General features: G+C 49.4%; 13 protein-coding genes. 6 read left to right on the forward strand and 7 right to left on the reverse strand.

The window, feature by feature from the left end; genetic code table 11:
• Window positions 1–41 precede the first annotated feature (41 nt).
• Both dnaK and grpE read right to left on the reverse strand, forming a co-directional pair.
• On the reverse strand, window positions 42–1961 hold the full coding sequence (gene dnaK / locus ACOMG9_RS20460; RefSeq protein ID WP_494529314.1) for a molecular chaperone DnaK: 1920 nt from the start codon (window positions 1959–1961) through the stop codon (window positions 42–44).
• 191 nt (window positions 1962–2152) lie between these two features.
• The gene (gene grpE / locus ACOMG9_RS20465; protein ID WP_448218241.1) at window positions 2153–2737 is read right to left on the reverse strand and encodes a nucleotide exchange factor GrpE; all 585 of its coding nucleotides are present in this window, start codon (window positions 2735–2737) and stop codon (window positions 2153–2155) included.
• A 257-nt stretch (window positions 2738–2994) separates the two neighbouring features.
• Between grpE and recN the strand changes: the two genes are divergently transcribed.
• On the forward strand, window positions 2995–4680 hold the full coding sequence (gene recN, locus ACOMG9_RS20470) for a DNA repair protein RecN (RefSeq protein WP_422135283.1): 1686 nt from the start codon (window positions 2995–2997) through the stop codon (window positions 4678–4680).
• Window positions 4681–4682: 2 nt separating this feature from the next.
• On the opposite strand, the gene ACOMG9_RS20475 is transcribed toward recN, so the two are convergent.
• Together ACOMG9_RS20475 and tfpB are read right to left on the reverse strand one after the other, a co-directional pair.
• Window positions 4683–5165, reverse strand: a complete 483-nt coding sequence (locus ACOMG9_RS20475; protein WP_422135284.1) for a hypothetical protein — start codon at window positions 5163–5165, stop codon at window positions 4683–4685.
• A gap of 89 nt (window positions 5166–5254) precedes the next feature.
• Window positions 5255–6997 (reverse strand): type IV pilus assembly ATPase TfpB, encoded by a 1743-nt coding sequence (gene tfpB, locus ACOMG9_RS20480; RefSeq protein WP_487247192.1) that lies wholly within the window; start codon window positions 6995–6997, stop codon window positions 5255–5257.
• A gap of 313 nt (window positions 6998–7310) precedes the next feature.
• On the opposite strand from tfpB, the gene ACOMG9_RS20485 reads away from it, so the two are divergent.
• Window positions 7311–8627, forward strand: a complete 1317-nt coding sequence (locus tag ACOMG9_RS20485; RefSeq protein ID WP_422411063.1) for a GntP family permease — start codon at window positions 7311–7313, stop codon at window positions 8625–8627.
• On the opposite strand, the gene ACOMG9_RS20490 is transcribed toward ACOMG9_RS20485, so the two are convergent.
• Entirely contained in the window at window positions 8570–9229 is a 660-nt protein-coding gene (locus tag ACOMG9_RS20490; protein WP_422135286.1) for a CYTH domain-containing protein, read from the reverse strand. The two genes, ACOMG9_RS20485 and ACOMG9_RS20490, sit on opposite strands and share 58 nt — an antisense overlap.
• 256 nt (window positions 9230–9485) lie before the next feature.
• Between ACOMG9_RS20490 and ACOMG9_RS20495 the strand changes: the two genes are divergently transcribed.
• From ACOMG9_RS20495 to argA, 4 genes are all read left to right on the forward strand, one after another.
• Window positions 9486–10166: a TIGR00153 family protein gene (locus ACOMG9_RS20495; RefSeq protein ID WP_317145111.1), complete on the forward strand. Its 681-nt coding sequence runs from the start codon at window positions 9486–9488 to the stop codon at window positions 10164–10166.
• 24 nt (window positions 10167–10190) lie between these two features.
• Window positions 10191–11462, forward strand: coding sequence for an inorganic phosphate transporter (locus tag ACOMG9_RS20500; RefSeq protein ID WP_422135287.1), 1272 nt, complete (start codon window positions 10191–10193; stop codon window positions 11460–11462).
• Between the two features lie 190 nt (window positions 11463–11652).
• Window positions 11653–12807: an acetylornithine deacetylase gene (gene argE, locus ACOMG9_RS20505; protein ID WP_494529315.1), complete on the forward strand. Its 1155-nt coding sequence runs from the start codon at window positions 11653–11655 to the stop codon at window positions 12805–12807.
• Between the two features lie 31 nt (window positions 12808–12838).
• Complete coding sequence (gene argA, locus ACOMG9_RS20510) at window positions 12839–14143, forward strand: amino-acid N-acetyltransferase (RefSeq protein ID WP_448218244.1); 1305 nt, start codon at window positions 12839–12841, stop codon at window positions 14141–14143.
• Between the two features lie 22 nt (window positions 14144–14165).
• On the opposite strand, the gene ACOMG9_RS20515 is transcribed toward argA, so the two are convergent.
• Window positions 14166–16541 carry a hypothetical protein gene (locus tag ACOMG9_RS20515; protein ID WP_448218245.1) on the reverse strand — a complete coding sequence of 792 codons (2376 nt, stop codon included), beginning with the start codon at window positions 16539–16541 and terminating at the stop codon, window positions 14166–14168.
• Window positions 16542–16747: 206 nt separating this feature from the next.
• Window positions 16748–17260 carry a dihydrofolate reductase gene (locus ACOMG9_RS20520; RefSeq protein ID WP_494529316.1) on the reverse strand — a complete coding sequence of 171 codons (513 nt, stop codon included), beginning with the start codon at window positions 17258–17260 and terminating at the stop codon, window positions 16748–16750.
• Between the last annotated feature and the right edge of the window lies 1 nt (window position 17261).

Below are 17261 nucleotides of genomic sequence, written 5' to 3' on the forward strand. Positions count from 1 at the left end.
CCGCGCCGCCAAATCAACTCATACCGCAGCGCGGAATGGGTTTACTTCTTGTCATCTTTCACTTCTTCGAACTCGGCATCTACGGCGTCATCCGCAGCGGAAGAAGATTCAGCTTCCTGAGCACTCTCAGCACCCGGCTGCTGGGCTTCAGCGTACATCTTCTTAACCAGACCGGAAGAAGCTTCAGAGAGTGCCTTGGACTTCTCTTCAATCAGATCCTTGTCGTCACCCTTCAGCGCTTCTTCCAGAGCAGTCAGAGCTTCGTTGATCGCACTCTTCTCTTCTTCAGTGGCCTTATCACCGGCTTCTTCCAGAGTCTTGCGGGTAGCATGTACCAGACCATCGCCCGTATTACGGACAGCCGCCAGCTCTTCAAACTTCTTGTCTTCAGCCGCGTTAGCTTCAGCGTCCTGAACCATTTGATCAATTTCATCGTCAGACAGGCCGGAAGAAGCCTTGATCACAATGGACTGCTCTTTGCCAGTAGCCTTGTCCTTGGCAGAAACATTCAGGATACCGTTGGCATCCAGGTCGAAGCTGACTTCAATCTGAGGCATGCCACGTGGAGCCGGTGGAATGTCAGACAGGTCAAAACGTCCCAGAGACTTGTTGGCAGAAGCCTGCTTGCGCTCACCCTGACAAACGTGAATGGTTACAGCACTCTGGTTGTCATCAGCAGTAGAGAACACCTGAGACTTCTTGGTCGGAATCGTGGTGTTCTTTTCAATCAGGGCAGTCATAACTCCACCCATGGTTTCGATACCCAGAGTCAGTGGAGTGACGTCCAGCAGCAGCACGTCTTTAACGTCACCCGCCAGAACCGCACCCTGGATGGATGCACCCATGGCTACCGCTTCGTCAGGGTTCACATCTTTACGAGGTTCCTTGCCGAAGAAAGCAGCAACTTTTTCCTGAACCATTGGCATACGGGTTTGACCACCCACCAGAATGACTTCGTCGATGTCAGACAGATCCAGGTCGGAGTCCTTAACCGCCAGACGACATGGCTCCAGAGAACGCTGAACCAGGTCTTCAACCAGAGACTCCAGTTTAGAGCGGGTGACTTTAACGTTCAGATGTTTAGGACCGGTTGCATCGGCAGTGATGTAAGGCAGGTTAACATCAGTCTGCTGAGCAGAAGACAGCTCAATCTTGGCTTTTTCAGCAGCTTCTTTCAGACGCTGCATGGCCAGAGGGTCACCTTTAAGGTCGATACCCTGGTCTTTTTTGAACTCTTCTGCCAGGTAATCGATCAAACGCATGTCAAAGTCTTCGCCACCCAGGAAAGTGTCACCGTTGGTGGCCAGTACTTCGAACTGGTGCTCGCCGTCAACATCGGCAATCTCGATGATTGAGATATCAAAAGTACCACCACCCAGGTCGTATACAGCGATGGTCTGGTCACCCTGCCTCTTGTCCATGCCGTAGGCCAGAGCAGCAGCAGTTGGCTCGTTAATGATACGCTTGACATCCAGACCGGCAATACGGCCAGCATCTTTGGTTGCCTGACGCTGAGCATCGTTGAAGTATGCAGGTACGGTAACCACCGCTTCAGTAACAGACTCGCCCAGGTAGTCTTCAGCGGTCTTCTTCATTTTCTTCAGGATTTCAGCAGAAATCTGAGGCGGCGCTTTTTTGTCACCTTTAACTTCAACCCAGGCGTCGCCATTGTCAGCTTCAACAATCTTGTAAGGAACCATCTGGATGTCTTTCTGAACCACATCGTCTTTGAAACGACGGCCAATCAGACGCTTGATGGCAAACAGGGTATTGTCAGGATTGGTAACGGCCTGACGCTTGGCTGGCTGACCTACCAGAGTCTCACCATCGTCAGTGAAGGCGATGATAGAAGGCGTTGTACGACCGCCTTCAGCATTTTCCAGAACCTTGGCTTTTTCACCATCCAGAATAGATACACAAGAGTTAGTGGTACCCAGATCAATACCGATTATTTTACCCATTGTTCAATCTCTCCATTGCCCTGATTCCAGGACGAAATTCTTTAGTTCAATTCTTTAATTCTTCAGCTGAGGGCTGCTTGCCAGTGTCTGGTGAGCAGCTGTTTTTGGCCTTTGAAATCAATATGGGATCAATCGATTTGATTTCAAGGCTGTTGAAATATTCTTTTTTGAATATTCCTCAGCAAAATCACTTATTTGGAAACAACAACCATAGCCGGACGAATCAAACGACCATTCAGCTTGTATCCTTTCTGGAAAACATCAATCACGGTGTTGGCTTCAACATCGGGATTCGGAACCATCGACATGGCCTGATGGAAGTTCGGGTCAAAAGGCTGACCACTGGGGTCTTCCTGAACTACCGCGAAGCGTCCCAATGCATCCAGGAACTGCTTCAGAGTCAGCTTCATACCTTCTACCAGGGCTTCGTGAGACCCTTCTGCCTGTTCGGCACTTTCAATGCCTTTTTCCAGGCTATCAACCACTGGAATCAGTGCGTCAACAAATTTTTCCAGAGCAAATTTGTGAGCCTTTTCAACATCCTGCTCGGCACGACGCTTAATGTTCTGCATTTCAGCAGCAGTACGCAGAGTCTGATCTTTCGCCCTGGCAAGTTCTTCGTTGAGTGCTTCCAGCTGACTCTCAAGGCCGTCGGTCAGATTACCTTCACTGTCGAGTCCAACACCACCCTCTTCGTTCAGCAGGCTTTCTTCTGCCTGCTGCTCTGTGGCTTCTTCCGTTACCTGCTCTTCAGGTTTGCTGCTTTCTACTGTCATTCCAGAATCTCCGACCGGGAGGCAATCATTTAGATGAAACGTATATTGGGTCACGAATTCCGGATTCAAGACCTGAAAAACAGTTTTTTTAACGCAAGCGATCATTTCGCAAAACACCGGGCCGCAAAACAAAATCACAACGGCCCCCATCTCATTCAGTTCAGGATCAGTGGATTTTTTCAGCTCTGACTTTACGAATCGCACACTTCAGGTTACTGTATATATAAACAGTAAAGCTACAGTAGCGGGTATTTATCATGCTGACCCAACTGTCCATCAGCAACTTCGCCATCGTTGACCAGCTGGATCTGGACATCCATTGTGGAATGACTGTCATTACCGGCGAGACCGGTGCCGGTAAGTCCATCATGCTGGATGCTCTCGGTCTGGCAACGGGTGACAGAACCGATAGTCACTGTGTTCGTCAGGGTACTGACAAAGCTGAGATTCACGCTTCTTTTGATATCAGCCAGTGCACTGCGGCAAAAGCATGGCTGCAAGAAAAAGATCTGGCCAGTGATGATGAGTGCATTCTCCGAAGAGTCATTACCAAAGAGGGACGGTCCCGTGCCTATATCAATGGGACTCTTTCTCCCCTTGCGGATCTTCGGGCCATTGGTGAACGGTTAATTGATATCCATGGCCAGCATGAAAGCCAGTCGTTACTGAAAAAAAGCAACCATCGACTGCTTCTGGATGATTATGCCGATATACAAAAACTGGCCTCCGAAGTGGCTCGCACTGCCCATCAGTTCAACCAGACACATGATGAACTGACCACTCTCAGCCATAATCGCAGGGAGCAGGATGAACGAGTGCAACTGCTCAGCTATCAGCTTCAGGAGCTGGAACAGCTATCACTTCAGGAAGGAGAGCTGGAACAACTTGAGCAGGAACTCAAACAGTTATCCCATGCTGAAGGCACTCTTTCCGTGTGTCACGAAATCAATGCTATCTGCTCAGACAACGAGGCAGGTAACATTCTCCAGAAACTCTCCACCTGCCTGCAGCGCCTGAGCGATCTGCAAATAGATCACCCAGCCATCAACAACACAATTGAAATGATGTCCTCTGCCCAAATTCAGGTCGAGGAAGCGGTAGGAGAAATCAATCACTTTATCGATCATTTTGATGCCGATCCCGCCAGAATGCGGGATGTGGATGAACGCCTCAGTGCTATTTACGACCTTGCGAGAAAGCACAGGGTTCAACCCGAAGCGTTATTGGAAAAACAAAGCACGCTTGGCTCTGAGCTGGAGAGCATCCAGTTCAGCGATGAACGGGTTGAAGCATTACAACAAAAGCTGATCGAACTAAAATCCGAGTTTCAGAACCAATGCGAAAAACTCTCCAGAAAACGTCAGTCTGCTGCCAGACAACTTGAAAAAAAAATCACTAGACGCATGGCTTTGCTCGGCCTGCCACACGGAGAGTTCATCATTGCCCTGACACCGATAGAGGGCAGCATGCTCTCAGCCAATGGTGCTGAAGAGGTCGAATTCCTGGTGACGACTAACCCGGGTCAACCACCCAGAGCACTGGCTAAAGTGGCCTCTGGTGGTGAACTATCGAGAATCAGTCTGGCCATTCAGGTGATAACCGCTCAAACCTCTCACATTCCCAGCATGATCTTTGACGAAGTGGATGTCGGCATTGGCGGTGGCACCGCAGAAATTGTCGGAGCCATGCTCAGGGAGCTGGGAGAAAGAAGTCAGGTAATTTGTGTCACCCACCAGCCTCAGGTAGCATCCCAGGGGCATCAGCATTTGCATGTCAGCAAGAAGGTTCGCAATGCTAAAACTTCCACTGAGATCGTCGGCCTGAAAGGCGATTGTCGTGTTAAAGAGGTGGCCCGAATGTTGGGCGGTGTAGAAATGACCGAGTCCACACTCAACCACGCAAAAGAGATGCTTAGTCTCTGTGTTTCAAGGTCTGCCGCCTGAAATTACCTTTGCAGCTCCTTAATCAGTAACCCCATTCCTTTAGCCAGTTCCTTCACGGCTTTGGGTGCATATTCTATTTCAACCCAACGTTCATCCTTATCGGGATATAAAATCCAGCAACGCTGCTCAATACTGGAACAGTCTGACTCCAAAGTATGGCCAACGCCGAACACTGTCAGGGTGTTATTGTTTCGGACCAGCCCCCGCTCCAGTTGCTGATGCCGAGTCACCACCAACTCCCCTTCCCGGTTGGCTCTTACAGAATACTCTATGGATGAGTTTCTGGCTCCACCTTTAATTGCGTTAGCCTTGAGCAGGCTGTTCAAATAAGACTCCAGCACGAGATCAGCCACAGCCGGATCAAAATTCTGCTGCATCTGCTCAACAAATGATTGGGGTTTTTCGGCAGGCTTCAGTTCCATTACCTTCTGCGCTTGTATTGCAAAGGGTAATAGCAGCAAGCCTGTAAGGATAAGTGTTTTCATTATTATCTGACTGTTCCACTGTCACTTCACATATTAATATCGAATAGTCAGTGGGAGACTGCAACCATTTCTTCTTAAAGCTGAGTCAATCAATGCTGCTGGTCTGGTGTCACTCTCATCACTTCTTCGATGGTTGTTAATCCTGTTGCTACTTTCTGAGCTCCGGAAAGGCGAAGACTGTACATACCTTCTTTGATGGATTGACGACGAAGGCTTTCTATATCAGAAGTCTCTGCCAGCATGTCCTTAAGAGATTGAGACATAGGCATTAACTCATAAACACCCGCTCGCCCCCTGTATCCGGTATCCCTGCATTCCAGACAACCCACAGGTTGAAAGATCTGCGAAGGCGCGGGGGCTGTCCAGGGACGAGTCAGGGATTTCCAACCAGACTTATCGAGTTTTACAGGCTGTTTGCAAGAAGGACACAGTGTTCTGACCAGCCTCTGTGCCATAACTCCCAGAACCGTTGCTTTGATCAGATAGTGGGGAACACCGAGTTCCAGCAGACGGGTTATTGCAGACGGCGCGTCGTTGGTGTGTAAAGTGGAAAGCACCAGATGCCCGGTCAGCGCCGCCTGAATCGCCATTTCAGCGGTTTCCAAATCCCGAATCTCACCCACCATAATGATATCCGGATCCTGACGAAGCAGCGCACGCAGGCCGCTGGCAAATGTCAGATCAATATTATGCTGAACCTGCATCTGATTGAAGCTGGACTCCACCATTTCAATAGGATCTTCAATAGTACAAACATTCACCTGATCAGAAGCCAGACTTTTCAGCGTCGAATAGAGCGTAGTAGTTTTACCTGAACCAGTAGGGCCCGTGACCAGAACAATCCCGTTGGGCTGCGCGGTCATATGAGTCCAGCGACGTTCGTCTTCTCTGGAAAAACCCAGCTCGCCAAATCCCTTGACCAGAACATCCGGATCAAAAATCCGCATCACCAGCTTTTCCCCGAAGGCGGTCGGCAGGGTTGAAAGTCGCAGTTCAACTTCATTGCCATCCGGGTTGCGGGTTTTAAGTCGGCCATCCTGTGGCTTTCTTTTCTCTGCCACATTCATACGACCCAGAATCTTAAGGCGACTGGTTACGGCAGCCGCCACCTTGGCAGGCATCTGGTAGATCAGGTGTAGCACCCCATCAATTCGAAAACGCAGGTGAGTCTGCTCTCGTCTGGGCTCAACATGAATATCACTAGCCCTTTGTTCAAAGGCATACTGGAGCAACCAGTCGACAATATTAACTATGTGCTGGTCATTGGCGTCCGGAGCCTTCATATTGCCCAGCTCAAGCATCTGCTCAAAGCTGTTCAACTGAGTGGACTGGACGCCGTTGTGTTCATTAGCACCCAGGACAGACTTTGCCAGTCGATAAAATTCCGAAGTGTATCTTCGAATATCGGTTGGATTGGCGACCACCCGCCGGATTTCCTTGCGGTTAATATGTCTGAGATTATCCTCCCAGCCAATGTGCCACGGCTGTGCTGAAGCGATCACAAGCTCGTCAGCCGAGACTTCTACTGCCAGAATCTGATGACGTATGGCATAAGCGTGAGACATGACCGGAGTAATGGCAGTAGCATCAATTTTCAGAGGGTCAATGTGAAAATACTCCTGGCCTGACAGATCTGCCAACCAATGCATCAGGGTATCGAGATCGAGAGAGCCGCCACTGCGGGCGTCCTTCAGATCCTGTGAGGCAATGTACTCCAGAGGGTGAAGCTTAAGTTGATCAGCATTTCGATGACGAGCCAATATTTCATTGGCTTCCGATTGCCTGATCCGACCCGTCTGAATCAGATCAGAGACCACTGTCTGCAGATCCAGAAGGAGTTCTCTGTTGTTGAGTGAGGCCCTGAATTTATTGGCGTTTGACTTCGGCTCACGGACACTGGACACTGTCGTTTCCTTTTACCTTGAAAAGCTTTCCATCTCGCTATTCTCCACTAAACCGTCAGCTTATGCCTATAAGAAAATTCAGGCTTTTAAGCAGAAGTTCAATTCAGCAATGGTTCAACTAAGTATATCGCCAGAATAAACCGCGACTGATGTCTGTTATAAATGGCTTTCTGGATACGAGGTGACCCATTCCCCTCTATACTGACTTTTACTCAATACCATTCTCTCAAGACACTCCGCTGTGGCCCCATCAATACTGCATAGTTTTCTGTTCATCCTTTCACTGACAGCCCTCATTCTGATATTGATTGGTCGTCTCAGGTTTTCGCCATTCATCGTCTTGCTGCTCAGTGCTTACGCCACAGGTTTTTTTTCAGGCCTGCCGATCTCTGAACTGACTCCCCTCATATCCCGTGATATGGGCAAGACGTTCGGCGACGTCGCTCTGCTCATCATTTTTGGGGGATTACTGGGAAATATTCTGGAGAAGTCGGGCGGAGCCGTCCTTCTCGCAGAGAAGCTGATTCTCTCTATCGCCAGGCGCTTTCCTGCGTTAGCCATGGGTATAGCCGGATATATTATTTCTATTCCCGTTTACTGTGACTCTGGATTTATCCTGCTCAACAGTATCAGGCAGTCTATTGCCCGGAGAGTGCAGTGCAACCCGATCTCTCTCAGCGTTGCTCTGGGTGGAGGCCTGTTTGCAACCCATTCTCTGGTCCCTCCCACACCCGGGCCCGCAGCGGCAACCCTGATTTTGGAAATATCTCCGAGCCTGACAATTCCCTGGGCGCTGGGAGTGGCTCTCCTGGTCACTTTTGTAGCTATTCTCTGGGGTAAATGGGTCACCCGCTGGCTGAATGATGAGAGCCAAGTAGTCAGTGACCCTCCTCAATCCCCCCCTGCTCATCAAAAGAATGTCTGGACAGCGATTATCCCTATCCTTCTGCCTTTGCTACTGATGTCCATGGCTAACTTTCAAACAGGCAATAAAGAGCAAAGCTGGACTGCTTTCCTTTCACAACCTGCCAATGCTCTGTTCCTGGGTTTGCTGGCCAGCCTGCCTTTGATTCGACACTGTAAGACCGGACTGACTGAGATGTTCAGTGAGAGTATTCACTCATGCGCGATGATTATCTTGATCATTACAGCCGGTGGGGCGCTTGCGGGAATGCTGGCTCAGACCGGACATATAGCCAGAATTGCTCAAGGACTGCCAGAGAGCCTTGGACTGATTTTGCCTTTTCTCGTAGCCGCTCTCTTCAAAACCGCCCAGGGTTCTAGCACCGTGGCCTTAATCAGTGCGGCTTCGATGATGGACCCCTTGCTGCCTGGCTTGGGTCTGGACTCCCAAAATGGTCGACTGTTGACCTTTTTGTCGGCGGGATGTGGCTCCATGATGGTTACCCATGCCAATGACAGCTATTTCTGGGTAGTCACCCAGTTTTCCGGAATCAGCCCGGCCACAGGCTTTAAGTCATTCACCCTGGCCACCCTGCTTCAGGCTTTTACTGGGCTGGCAACCGTGCTGGTGCTGGCTGGATTCCTGAAGATCTGAAGCAGTTCAAATCCTCTCTCGGCCTTGCTCTTGTCTGCAGGCTTCAAATCAATGGTTTTTGCCAGTTCATCGGCAATCATTTGCAGTGCATTTTCATCACCCTTCACCAGCTCGAGCTCCAACTCACAGATGACACTGCTCTCATCTCCTGAGCGGACAAACCCGTAATCCAGAGCAACTTCAACCCTGGCATCTGGCTCAGACCACTCCACCAGCCAGCAGGTACGATCAAAATCGGTCGAGAAAAGCGGTATCAGGGACTCTGGGGGAAAAGCTCCCAATGATTCTGGCCAGACTTTTTTTAACCCTTCCATATCCAGTTCCGGTCGCTCTATTGACCACTCCCACTCCCCCCGGCGAGTCAGTCCGTCAAGACTCTCACCTTTGGTTTTAAGCGTTTGAAAAAGCTGACCATTTTTCTCTCTGATACGCAAGGCAACCCGAGCCTGATTTAGTGTCAGAGAGGCCGTGTCAAAGTAGGTATTGCCCAAATGAAAGGTTTCAGGTGACGAGCTGGCGAACTTTTTCCAGAAAGTCAGTGTCTTAAGAAGAGGTATCTGCTCTTTTGGCAGCGACAACTTTAACTCTGTTTCAGTATTCATGGGTTATCTGACCGACGGCTTAAAAGGGTCATTTTACCTGTAACAACAAGGGCTTGTTATGAAAAATGAGCGTCAGAATGGCCACAGCACTTCCAGTGCAGGTGGCGTTTCAATGCATAATTTTCAGCCAGCTCCTATAATTTTTGGTCAGCCGCCCTCTTCCAGGGAACGGGATGCGATGTTAGTTCTGTAAGTCGTTCGCCGCAAACGACGAGGAGTCTGACCCCTAGAAATTTAATCCGACAGGTCTGCGACTATGCCAACCAGCAATCTACTATCGAGTGTATTTGGCCGATCTCCTATTGGTCCGATACAAAAACACATAGCCAAGGCACACGAATGTGCCATACAGCTGGAACCATTTTTCAAAGCAGCATTTGATGGCGACTGGCTGGAAGTTGAAAGTATTCAGCAAACCATCGTAGAGCTGGAGCACGAGGCTGATCTCATCAAAAAGAACGTTCGACTCTCCCTTCCCAAAAGCCTGTTTTTGCCAGTGCCCAGAAATGATCTTCTGGAGATAGTGACGGTGCAAGATAAAGTAGCAAACAGGACCAAGGATATTGCCGGCATTGTGCTGGGCAGACAAATGATGATCCCCCAGGAGATGAGGGAGGCTTTTATGGACTACCTGAAACGCTCCATTGCCACTTCAGCGCAAGCAGTCAGGGCCATGGATGAACTGGATGAACTGCTGGAAACAGGCTTCAGGGGAAGAGAAGTCAATCTGGTGGAAGAGCTCATTGAAGAGCTCGACCAGATAGAAAGCGATACCGACAAGCACCAGATTGAAGTCAGAAAAATTCTGTTCAAACTGGAAAAGGACCTCCCCCCTGTGGAAGTCATTTTTCTCTACAAGATTATCGACTGGGTCGGTGACCTGGCAGATCGCGCCTCAAGAGTTGGCAGTTATCTTCAATTGCTGCTTGCCCGTTAACTCTAATGATTGGAAATAACATCCATGAGCATTATCGCTGAGTATGGAACGATACTGCTGATTCTCGCCTGCCTCTTTGGCTTTTTCATGGCCTGGGGCGTGGGAGCAAATGATGTCGCCAACGCCATGGGAACCTCGGTCGGTTCCAAAGCTCTGACCATCAGACAGGCCATTGTCATTGCTGTCTGCCTGGAGTTTATGGGTGCCTACCTGGCCGGTGGATCGGTTACCGATACGATCAGAAAAGGGATCATCGATCCCGACATGCCATTACTGCTGGAGCATCCACAGCTGCTGGTTTACGGAATGATGGCAGCCCTGCTGGCTGCGGGCACCTGGCTGTTAGTTGCCACCCATTATGGCTGGCCTGTGTCGACAACACACTCTATTGTCGGGGCAATTGTCGGTTTTGCCGTTGTCAACGTCTCGGCAGATGCCGTGAACTGGGGGAAAGTCAGCTCAATCGTAGCCAGCTGGATCGTCTCTCCCATCATGTCCGGCTTTATTTCTTTCATGATTTTCATGAGCGTCCAGAAACTAATACTGGATACCGACAACCCTTTTAGAAATGCCAAAGTTTACGTGCCCATTTATATGTTTCTGGTTGGCTTCATGATGGCTATGGTGACCCTGACTAAGGGGCTCAAGCATATTGGCCTGCCGCTGGATTATCAGGAAAGCAGCCTGATCTCGCTACTGATTGGCCTGCTGGTCATGCTGGCCGGAAAAATAGCGCTTTCCAAAATCAAGGAAGATGCACAGGCCGACAAAGCTTTCCATTTCTCCAGTGTCGAGCGAGTCTTTGGCGTAATGATGATCTTCACCGCCTGCTCGATGGCTTTTGCCCACGGTTCCAACGATGTTGCCAATGCAGTAGGCCCTCTGGCAGCAGTGGCCAGTATTGTTCTCAGTGGCGGAGAAATCGCAGGCAAGGCAGCCATGCCAAGCTGGGTTTTGCTTCTGGGGGCTGGAGGTATAGTGGTGGGTCTGGCTACCTATGGATATAGAGTCATGGCGACCATAGGCACAGCGATTACTGAGCTAACCCCCAGCAGAGGTTTTGCAGCAGAACTGGCAGCAGCGACCACCGTCGTTCTGGCCTCAGGGACCGGGCTTCCTATTTCCACCACACACACTCTGGTGGGTGCCGTGTTAGGGGTTGGCCTTGCCAGAGGAATTGGTGCACTTAACTTGAGAGTCATCGGCACTATTTTTATGTCCTGGTTAATCACACTGCCCGCCGGTGCCTTCCTTGCTATCGTCTTCTTCCATATTTTGAGGCTTATTTTTGGTTAACTAGAGGGCTCTTCTACGCATCCTCTTCCAGCATTTTCGTTTCAGTCTCTCGTACCTATCCCGAGGTAGGGCTGTTATCATGCTGAAAAAGGCTGTTAATTTCGGCACTGGAAGGTTGACAGCCAGATGATCTGGCAGATTTGATTTATGCCTATCCAATTTTCCAACAATTAGAACCAGGGGCCTGATAATGTCTGGAATCCAGCAACCTGATCTGAAAGCAGTCCTGTCGCGGTTGATAGAGATTCCCTCTGTCAGTTCCACACAGCCTGAGCTGGATATGGGCAATATGCCGGTGATTCATGAACTGGCAGGCTGGCTTGAAACCATGGGCTTTTGCTGTGAGATCATACCCATTCCGGAAGCACCGCTGAAAGCCAACCTGATTGCCACTCTGGGCTCAGGTCCTGGTGGATTAGTTCTGGCAGGCCATACCGATACCGTGCCATACAATGAAAATCTCTGGCAATTCGACCCTTTCTCACTCAATGAATCCGATAACCGGTTTTACGGTCTGGGCATCTGCGATATGAAGGGATTCTTTGGTCTCGTCATGGAAGCAGTAAAAGATTATCTGAAAGCACCTCTGAAGGCCCCCTTGATTATTCTGGCAACAGCAGACGAAGAATCCTCCATGAGTGGTGCCCGGGCCCTGGCTGCTGCAGGTAAACCCAGGGGGCGTTATGCGGTGGTGGGTGAGCCTACCGGTATGCAACCAGTCTATATGCATAAAGGTATCATGATGGAACGCATTCGGATTCTCGGACAGTCCGGTCATTCGAGCAACCCGGCCCTTGGCAGGAATGCCATGGAAACAGCTCATAAAGTAATCACTGAAATCATGGCGTTCCGGGAAGAGCTGGCCGGTAAATACAATAATCCCGGATTTGCTGTGCCTACCCCTACCATCAACCTCGGTTGCATTCATGGTGGCGACAACCCTAACAGAATCTGTGGCCACTGTGATCTGGACTTCGACGTGCGCCTTCTGCCTGGTATGGACAGCCGGGAGCTGAGAGAAAGCCTGAAACAGCGTCTTCTCCCCATCGCCAGAGCCGATAATGTAAAACTTTCTCTGAACGCGATTCACGACAGTATTGATCCATTTACAGGCTCTGCCGACTCTCCTCTGGTGAAAACCTGTGAAAATCTAACCGGCTATTCAGCAAAATCCGTTGCTTTTACTACGGAAGCGCCTTTCTTCAGCCGAATGGGGATGGATACAGTCGTGCTGGGTCCGGGTGATATCGATCAGGCTCATCAACCTGATGAATACCTTTCCATGGACAGAATTCACCCAACCATTGAGCTATTGAGATCTTTGATACGGCAATTCTGCCTCTGATTAACAGCGGGATGAAGATAAACAAACAGCCATGAACTTGAACAAGAACTACGTAAAATTTTTCCGACAGAGTTCGCCTTACATTCATGCCCATCATGGCAAAACGTTTGTCATTACTCTGGGCGGTGAAGCTCTGGCAAGCCCTAATCTGAACAATATCATCAACGATATTGCCCTGCTCAACAGCCTGGGCGTTCGACTGGTTCTTGTCCACGGTGCCCGACCTCAGATCGAGGAGCGTCTCAGAGCCAGAGGCCTTGAGTCCAGATTTCACAACGAAATACGGATTACGGATCGTCAGTGCCTTGAATGCGTGATGGACGCTGTGGGTAATCTTCGCGCACGAATTGAATCCAAGCTTTCACTCGGTCTGGTTAACTCTCCCATGCACGGGGCCAGCATTCGAGTCATCAGTGGCAATTTCGTCACCGCAAAACCTCTGGGTGTGATCGATGGGCAGAATTTTCTCCACACCGGTGCTATTCGCAAAATAGATAAAGAAGCAATCCAGCAGCAGCTCGACAGTGGCTACATAGTTCTTCTCTCCTGCCTCGGTCATTCACCGACTGGCGAGCTTTTCAACATGGAGGTGGAAGAAGTCGCTACCCACACAGCCATCCACCTTGAAGCCGAAAAACTACTTTTGTACTCAAGGTTTGAAGGTGTGCAGGATCGACAGGGGCAACAGATCAGCCGTCTTTCCCCCCAGGAAGCTGAAAAAGTCCTCAAGGACCTTCATGGTGAGGACAGAAGACTGCTTTCCTCAGCCATTACCGCCTGCCACGGCGGTGTGGAACGCTCACAGCTGATCAGCTTCGAGCAGGACGGTTCTCTGCTAATGGAGCTTTTTACCCGTGATGGATCTGGCACGATGGTTTCTCGTGATCGTTATGAAGAAATTCGTATGGCCAGCATTGAGGATGTGGGGGGAATCCTGGCGCTTATCAGGCCTCTGGAACAAAAAGGCATCCTCAGAAGGCGTTCAAGAAAAGAGCTGGAGCGTGAGATTCGGCTGTTCCGGGTCATTTCTCTGGACGGCATGATTATTGGCTGTGCGGCTATCCATTTGTTTGCGGGAGAAAAGGTCGCGGAGCTGGCCTGTCTCGTCGTACACCCTGATTACCGGAAGAAAAACCGTGGCGATCTTCTTCTCAGTGCTATAGAAGAACAGGCTGCCCAACAGGGAATGGATACGCTGTTTGTATTAACGACCCAGACCAGCCATTGGTTTCTGGAACGAGGTTTTTCTGAATCCACCCAGAAGTCTTTGCCTATGGAGAAGCGCAATCAATACAATGAGGAGAGACAATCCAAAGTTCTGGTCAAGAAACTCTGAGACACAAGAAAGTTTATTGCCCTCAAATAGAGGTCTGTGGGGGAATAATATGGCTCATTTTCTGATCCCAGGAAGCGGTTTTGGTCATAACGCTCTCATAGTATTTACCAATAGCTCCCATCATCATTTCAGAAATGATTTGATGGTGATATTGGCGTCGTAGAATTAACACAGCTGCCTCCCGATCATCCATATGATCAAACATGGGGGAGCCTGGGGTAATCTGACTCAACTGCTGTTGGAGCCTGACTTCTTTCATGATGTCTTTATGAGAGTCATGCAGTTTCAGCATACGATCAACAAAGTCTTCCAGCTGATCTTTAGCCAACCTTCTCATGGTATTCATTTCTTCCCGTCCGGTTCTTTTTCTCTGACCCTGCCAATCCCAGACCATACTTTTGCCTGTCTTCTTTCCAATAATACGTTCAAATCGCTCTTTGTTTACTGCCTCGTTGTAACGATCAACAAAAAGATCTGCCAGAAAGAAAAAACCAAAGATAATTAATCCGTCAACGGTGGGCTTGGGCACGTGAGGTGAAATTTCCAATGCTGGCCTCCTTTCGGAAGCATGCCAGACCACTTTAAAGCCATGAAGCATGGTTGATTTAATGGCTCCCTTCAACCAGACATTTAAATAAGTTCTGACACCATTCTCAGCCAGTATCAGTGCATTGGCCACCCTGTCGGCATGAGTGTTAAAGCGACTCTTTTCTTCTTCGCTCAGCTCTATATCGGGCATTTCTTCTGCCAGTATCCGCTCCAGCTCCTCCACAGCCTCTTTGGAAGTAATAGAGCCGTCACCGGTTAAATCATCGGTCATTTTCGGGAAGACTTTTTGCAGCCATCCCGTCTGTCTGGTCTTGAAGTGGTATGACTTGCCGATCACTCGAGGATCATTGGCCGCATCACTGAACAAGCGTTCTCTTTTCTCCGGGTCCATGTTTTTGAATTTACCGTTCCACAGCTGATCCAGAACCGGCTCCCATTCTTGATCCATTCTCTCAACGTCGCTGACGGCTGCTGTGTAGAAGCGCCTGTAGAGTTTGAAAGCATCTTGCAGGTTGCGTCTGCGATACAGGTATCGAGCTTTGCCTTCCTCCAGACGTATCACGGCTTCAAGATTGCTCTCATCTTTCTCTCTTTCCATCTCCAATCTCATCTGAGCGTCTTTTTCCAGCGCAGAATAGGCAGTGAAGATGCGGGTTAAGGTTTCATGACTGCAGATGTATCTCAGGCTTTTCAGGAAGACCCGAAATTTCTTGTCATCCATCTCTGACAAGACACCCAGATCATTCACCTCCAGTTTGTAATCAGCGGATGCTTCTGCCCTCTGTAAAGCCCTGATCGCTTTGGTCATCCGAATCAGCTCAGTACCACCACTCCATACACCGTACCAGGCAATATAACTGAATAGAGCCGCTGCAGCGGCAATCCCCCCTGACACCAGACCTATCAGCACGGTACTGACCACTATGGCAGCAGAATTAAGACTAAAGAACCTTTTATTCCTGAGAAAATGGCGTTTGATCCTGTCACGGGTATCCGTATTCTTTAGCTTGATACCCCCCCCTTTATCCACAACATTCTGAATATGGGTCCTGTCGACTTTATCCAGGTGGTAACGAGTCGCTTTGGGTCTTTCAAGTCCGGGAGGGGTTGCTGCAGGATTAGAAGGGTCAAACCTGCTGACGGGATCTTTTCCTCTTCTGCCCGGTGCCTGTTTGACCGGTGCGTGAGTCTCTGGTGCAAACCGCCAGCGCACCGCATTCTTGATTTCAAGAATACGTTCAAAGGTGATATCCGTATCGTTGAGCAGCCCTGTATCCTGTGCCAGTTTGACAATCGTAGCTTCCGCTGTGTCAGCATCCACATTGAAGTCTCTCACGGTGCTCTGAATTAAGTCCGGTATCAGAGCCCTTTTCAAAAAGCCAACGGGCAGGGTTCGATCTTCTGCAAGATATTTATAAGTCAACTCAACGGTAGAACAGGAAACGGTTTTTCTGACTTCGGTGAGAACCTGTTCACTGATTTTTTCACTGCCTCCTGACAGCACCAGTTTCAATGCTTCGCCTTTTTTCTCTTCACCCAGCACACAAACACGGTGATAGGCCATGGCGCAAGCAATATGGTAGTCACGCAGACTGCGCTGGACAGGGGAAGAGAGTTCTTCGTGGGCAGCATAGCGGAATGAGTCGTAAACCCTGAGTGCCTTTGCTGCTGAGGGACCTCCGCCAAATAGACGCTTGATAAAACCGCCTATGCGCGAGAAAACAAAGCGCCCCCGCCATCGACCGTAATCAATCTGACCCAGGCTGGAATCTTCTGAAGTTCTAACGGTCTCTGTTCGCTCTGTAGCAGAGAGAGGAGAACCTCTTTGGTTCCTGATCTCTGATGGCATGCCTCTCAATCCCTGAGAAATAGATGATGAATCGAAACGTTTTTTATTAGATAAGATGATTAAAAAATACAAAAGCAATAATATTTAAACTATAGCCGCCTCAGGGCTGCTGTGGTTTTGTTTTACGCTTGTAATCACTAAAAACAGCTGTAAATAAGAAAAGCCAACTTGATTTAGCTGGCTTATACGGCAGGGAGACCAGGACCTCAGACGGACTTGCGATCGAGCACCTGATAACTGAACTCCAGAGCCTGCTCATCTTCAGAGACCTTATCTTCCCTGGCGGTAATATCCCATTCACTGTCATCGATTTCCGGAAAAAATGCGTCACCATCAAACGATTTGAAGACTTTGGTCAGATAAAGCCGATCAGCTCTGTCCAGGGCCTGACGATAAATCTGCTCACCACCAATCACCATGATTTCTTCATTGCCATTGATCATGGATACATCTTCCGCCAAAGAAATGGCATCCTCAAGACTGTGCACCACCCTGACCCCCTCATGATGCCAGTCTTTGTCACGGGTGATGACAATATTGGTTCGACCCGGCAGAGGCTTGCGCAGTGAATCAAACGTCTTGCGTCCCATAATTACAGGCTTACCCATGGTGACAGCCTTGAAATAGCGGAGATCTCCGGGCAAGTACCAGGGCATTTTATTATTGATGCCGATGGCATGGTTTTTGGCAACGGCGGCAATCATGGCAATTTTCATCATC

It is taken from the genome of Endozoicomonas sp. PH6C (assembly GCF_059322965.1).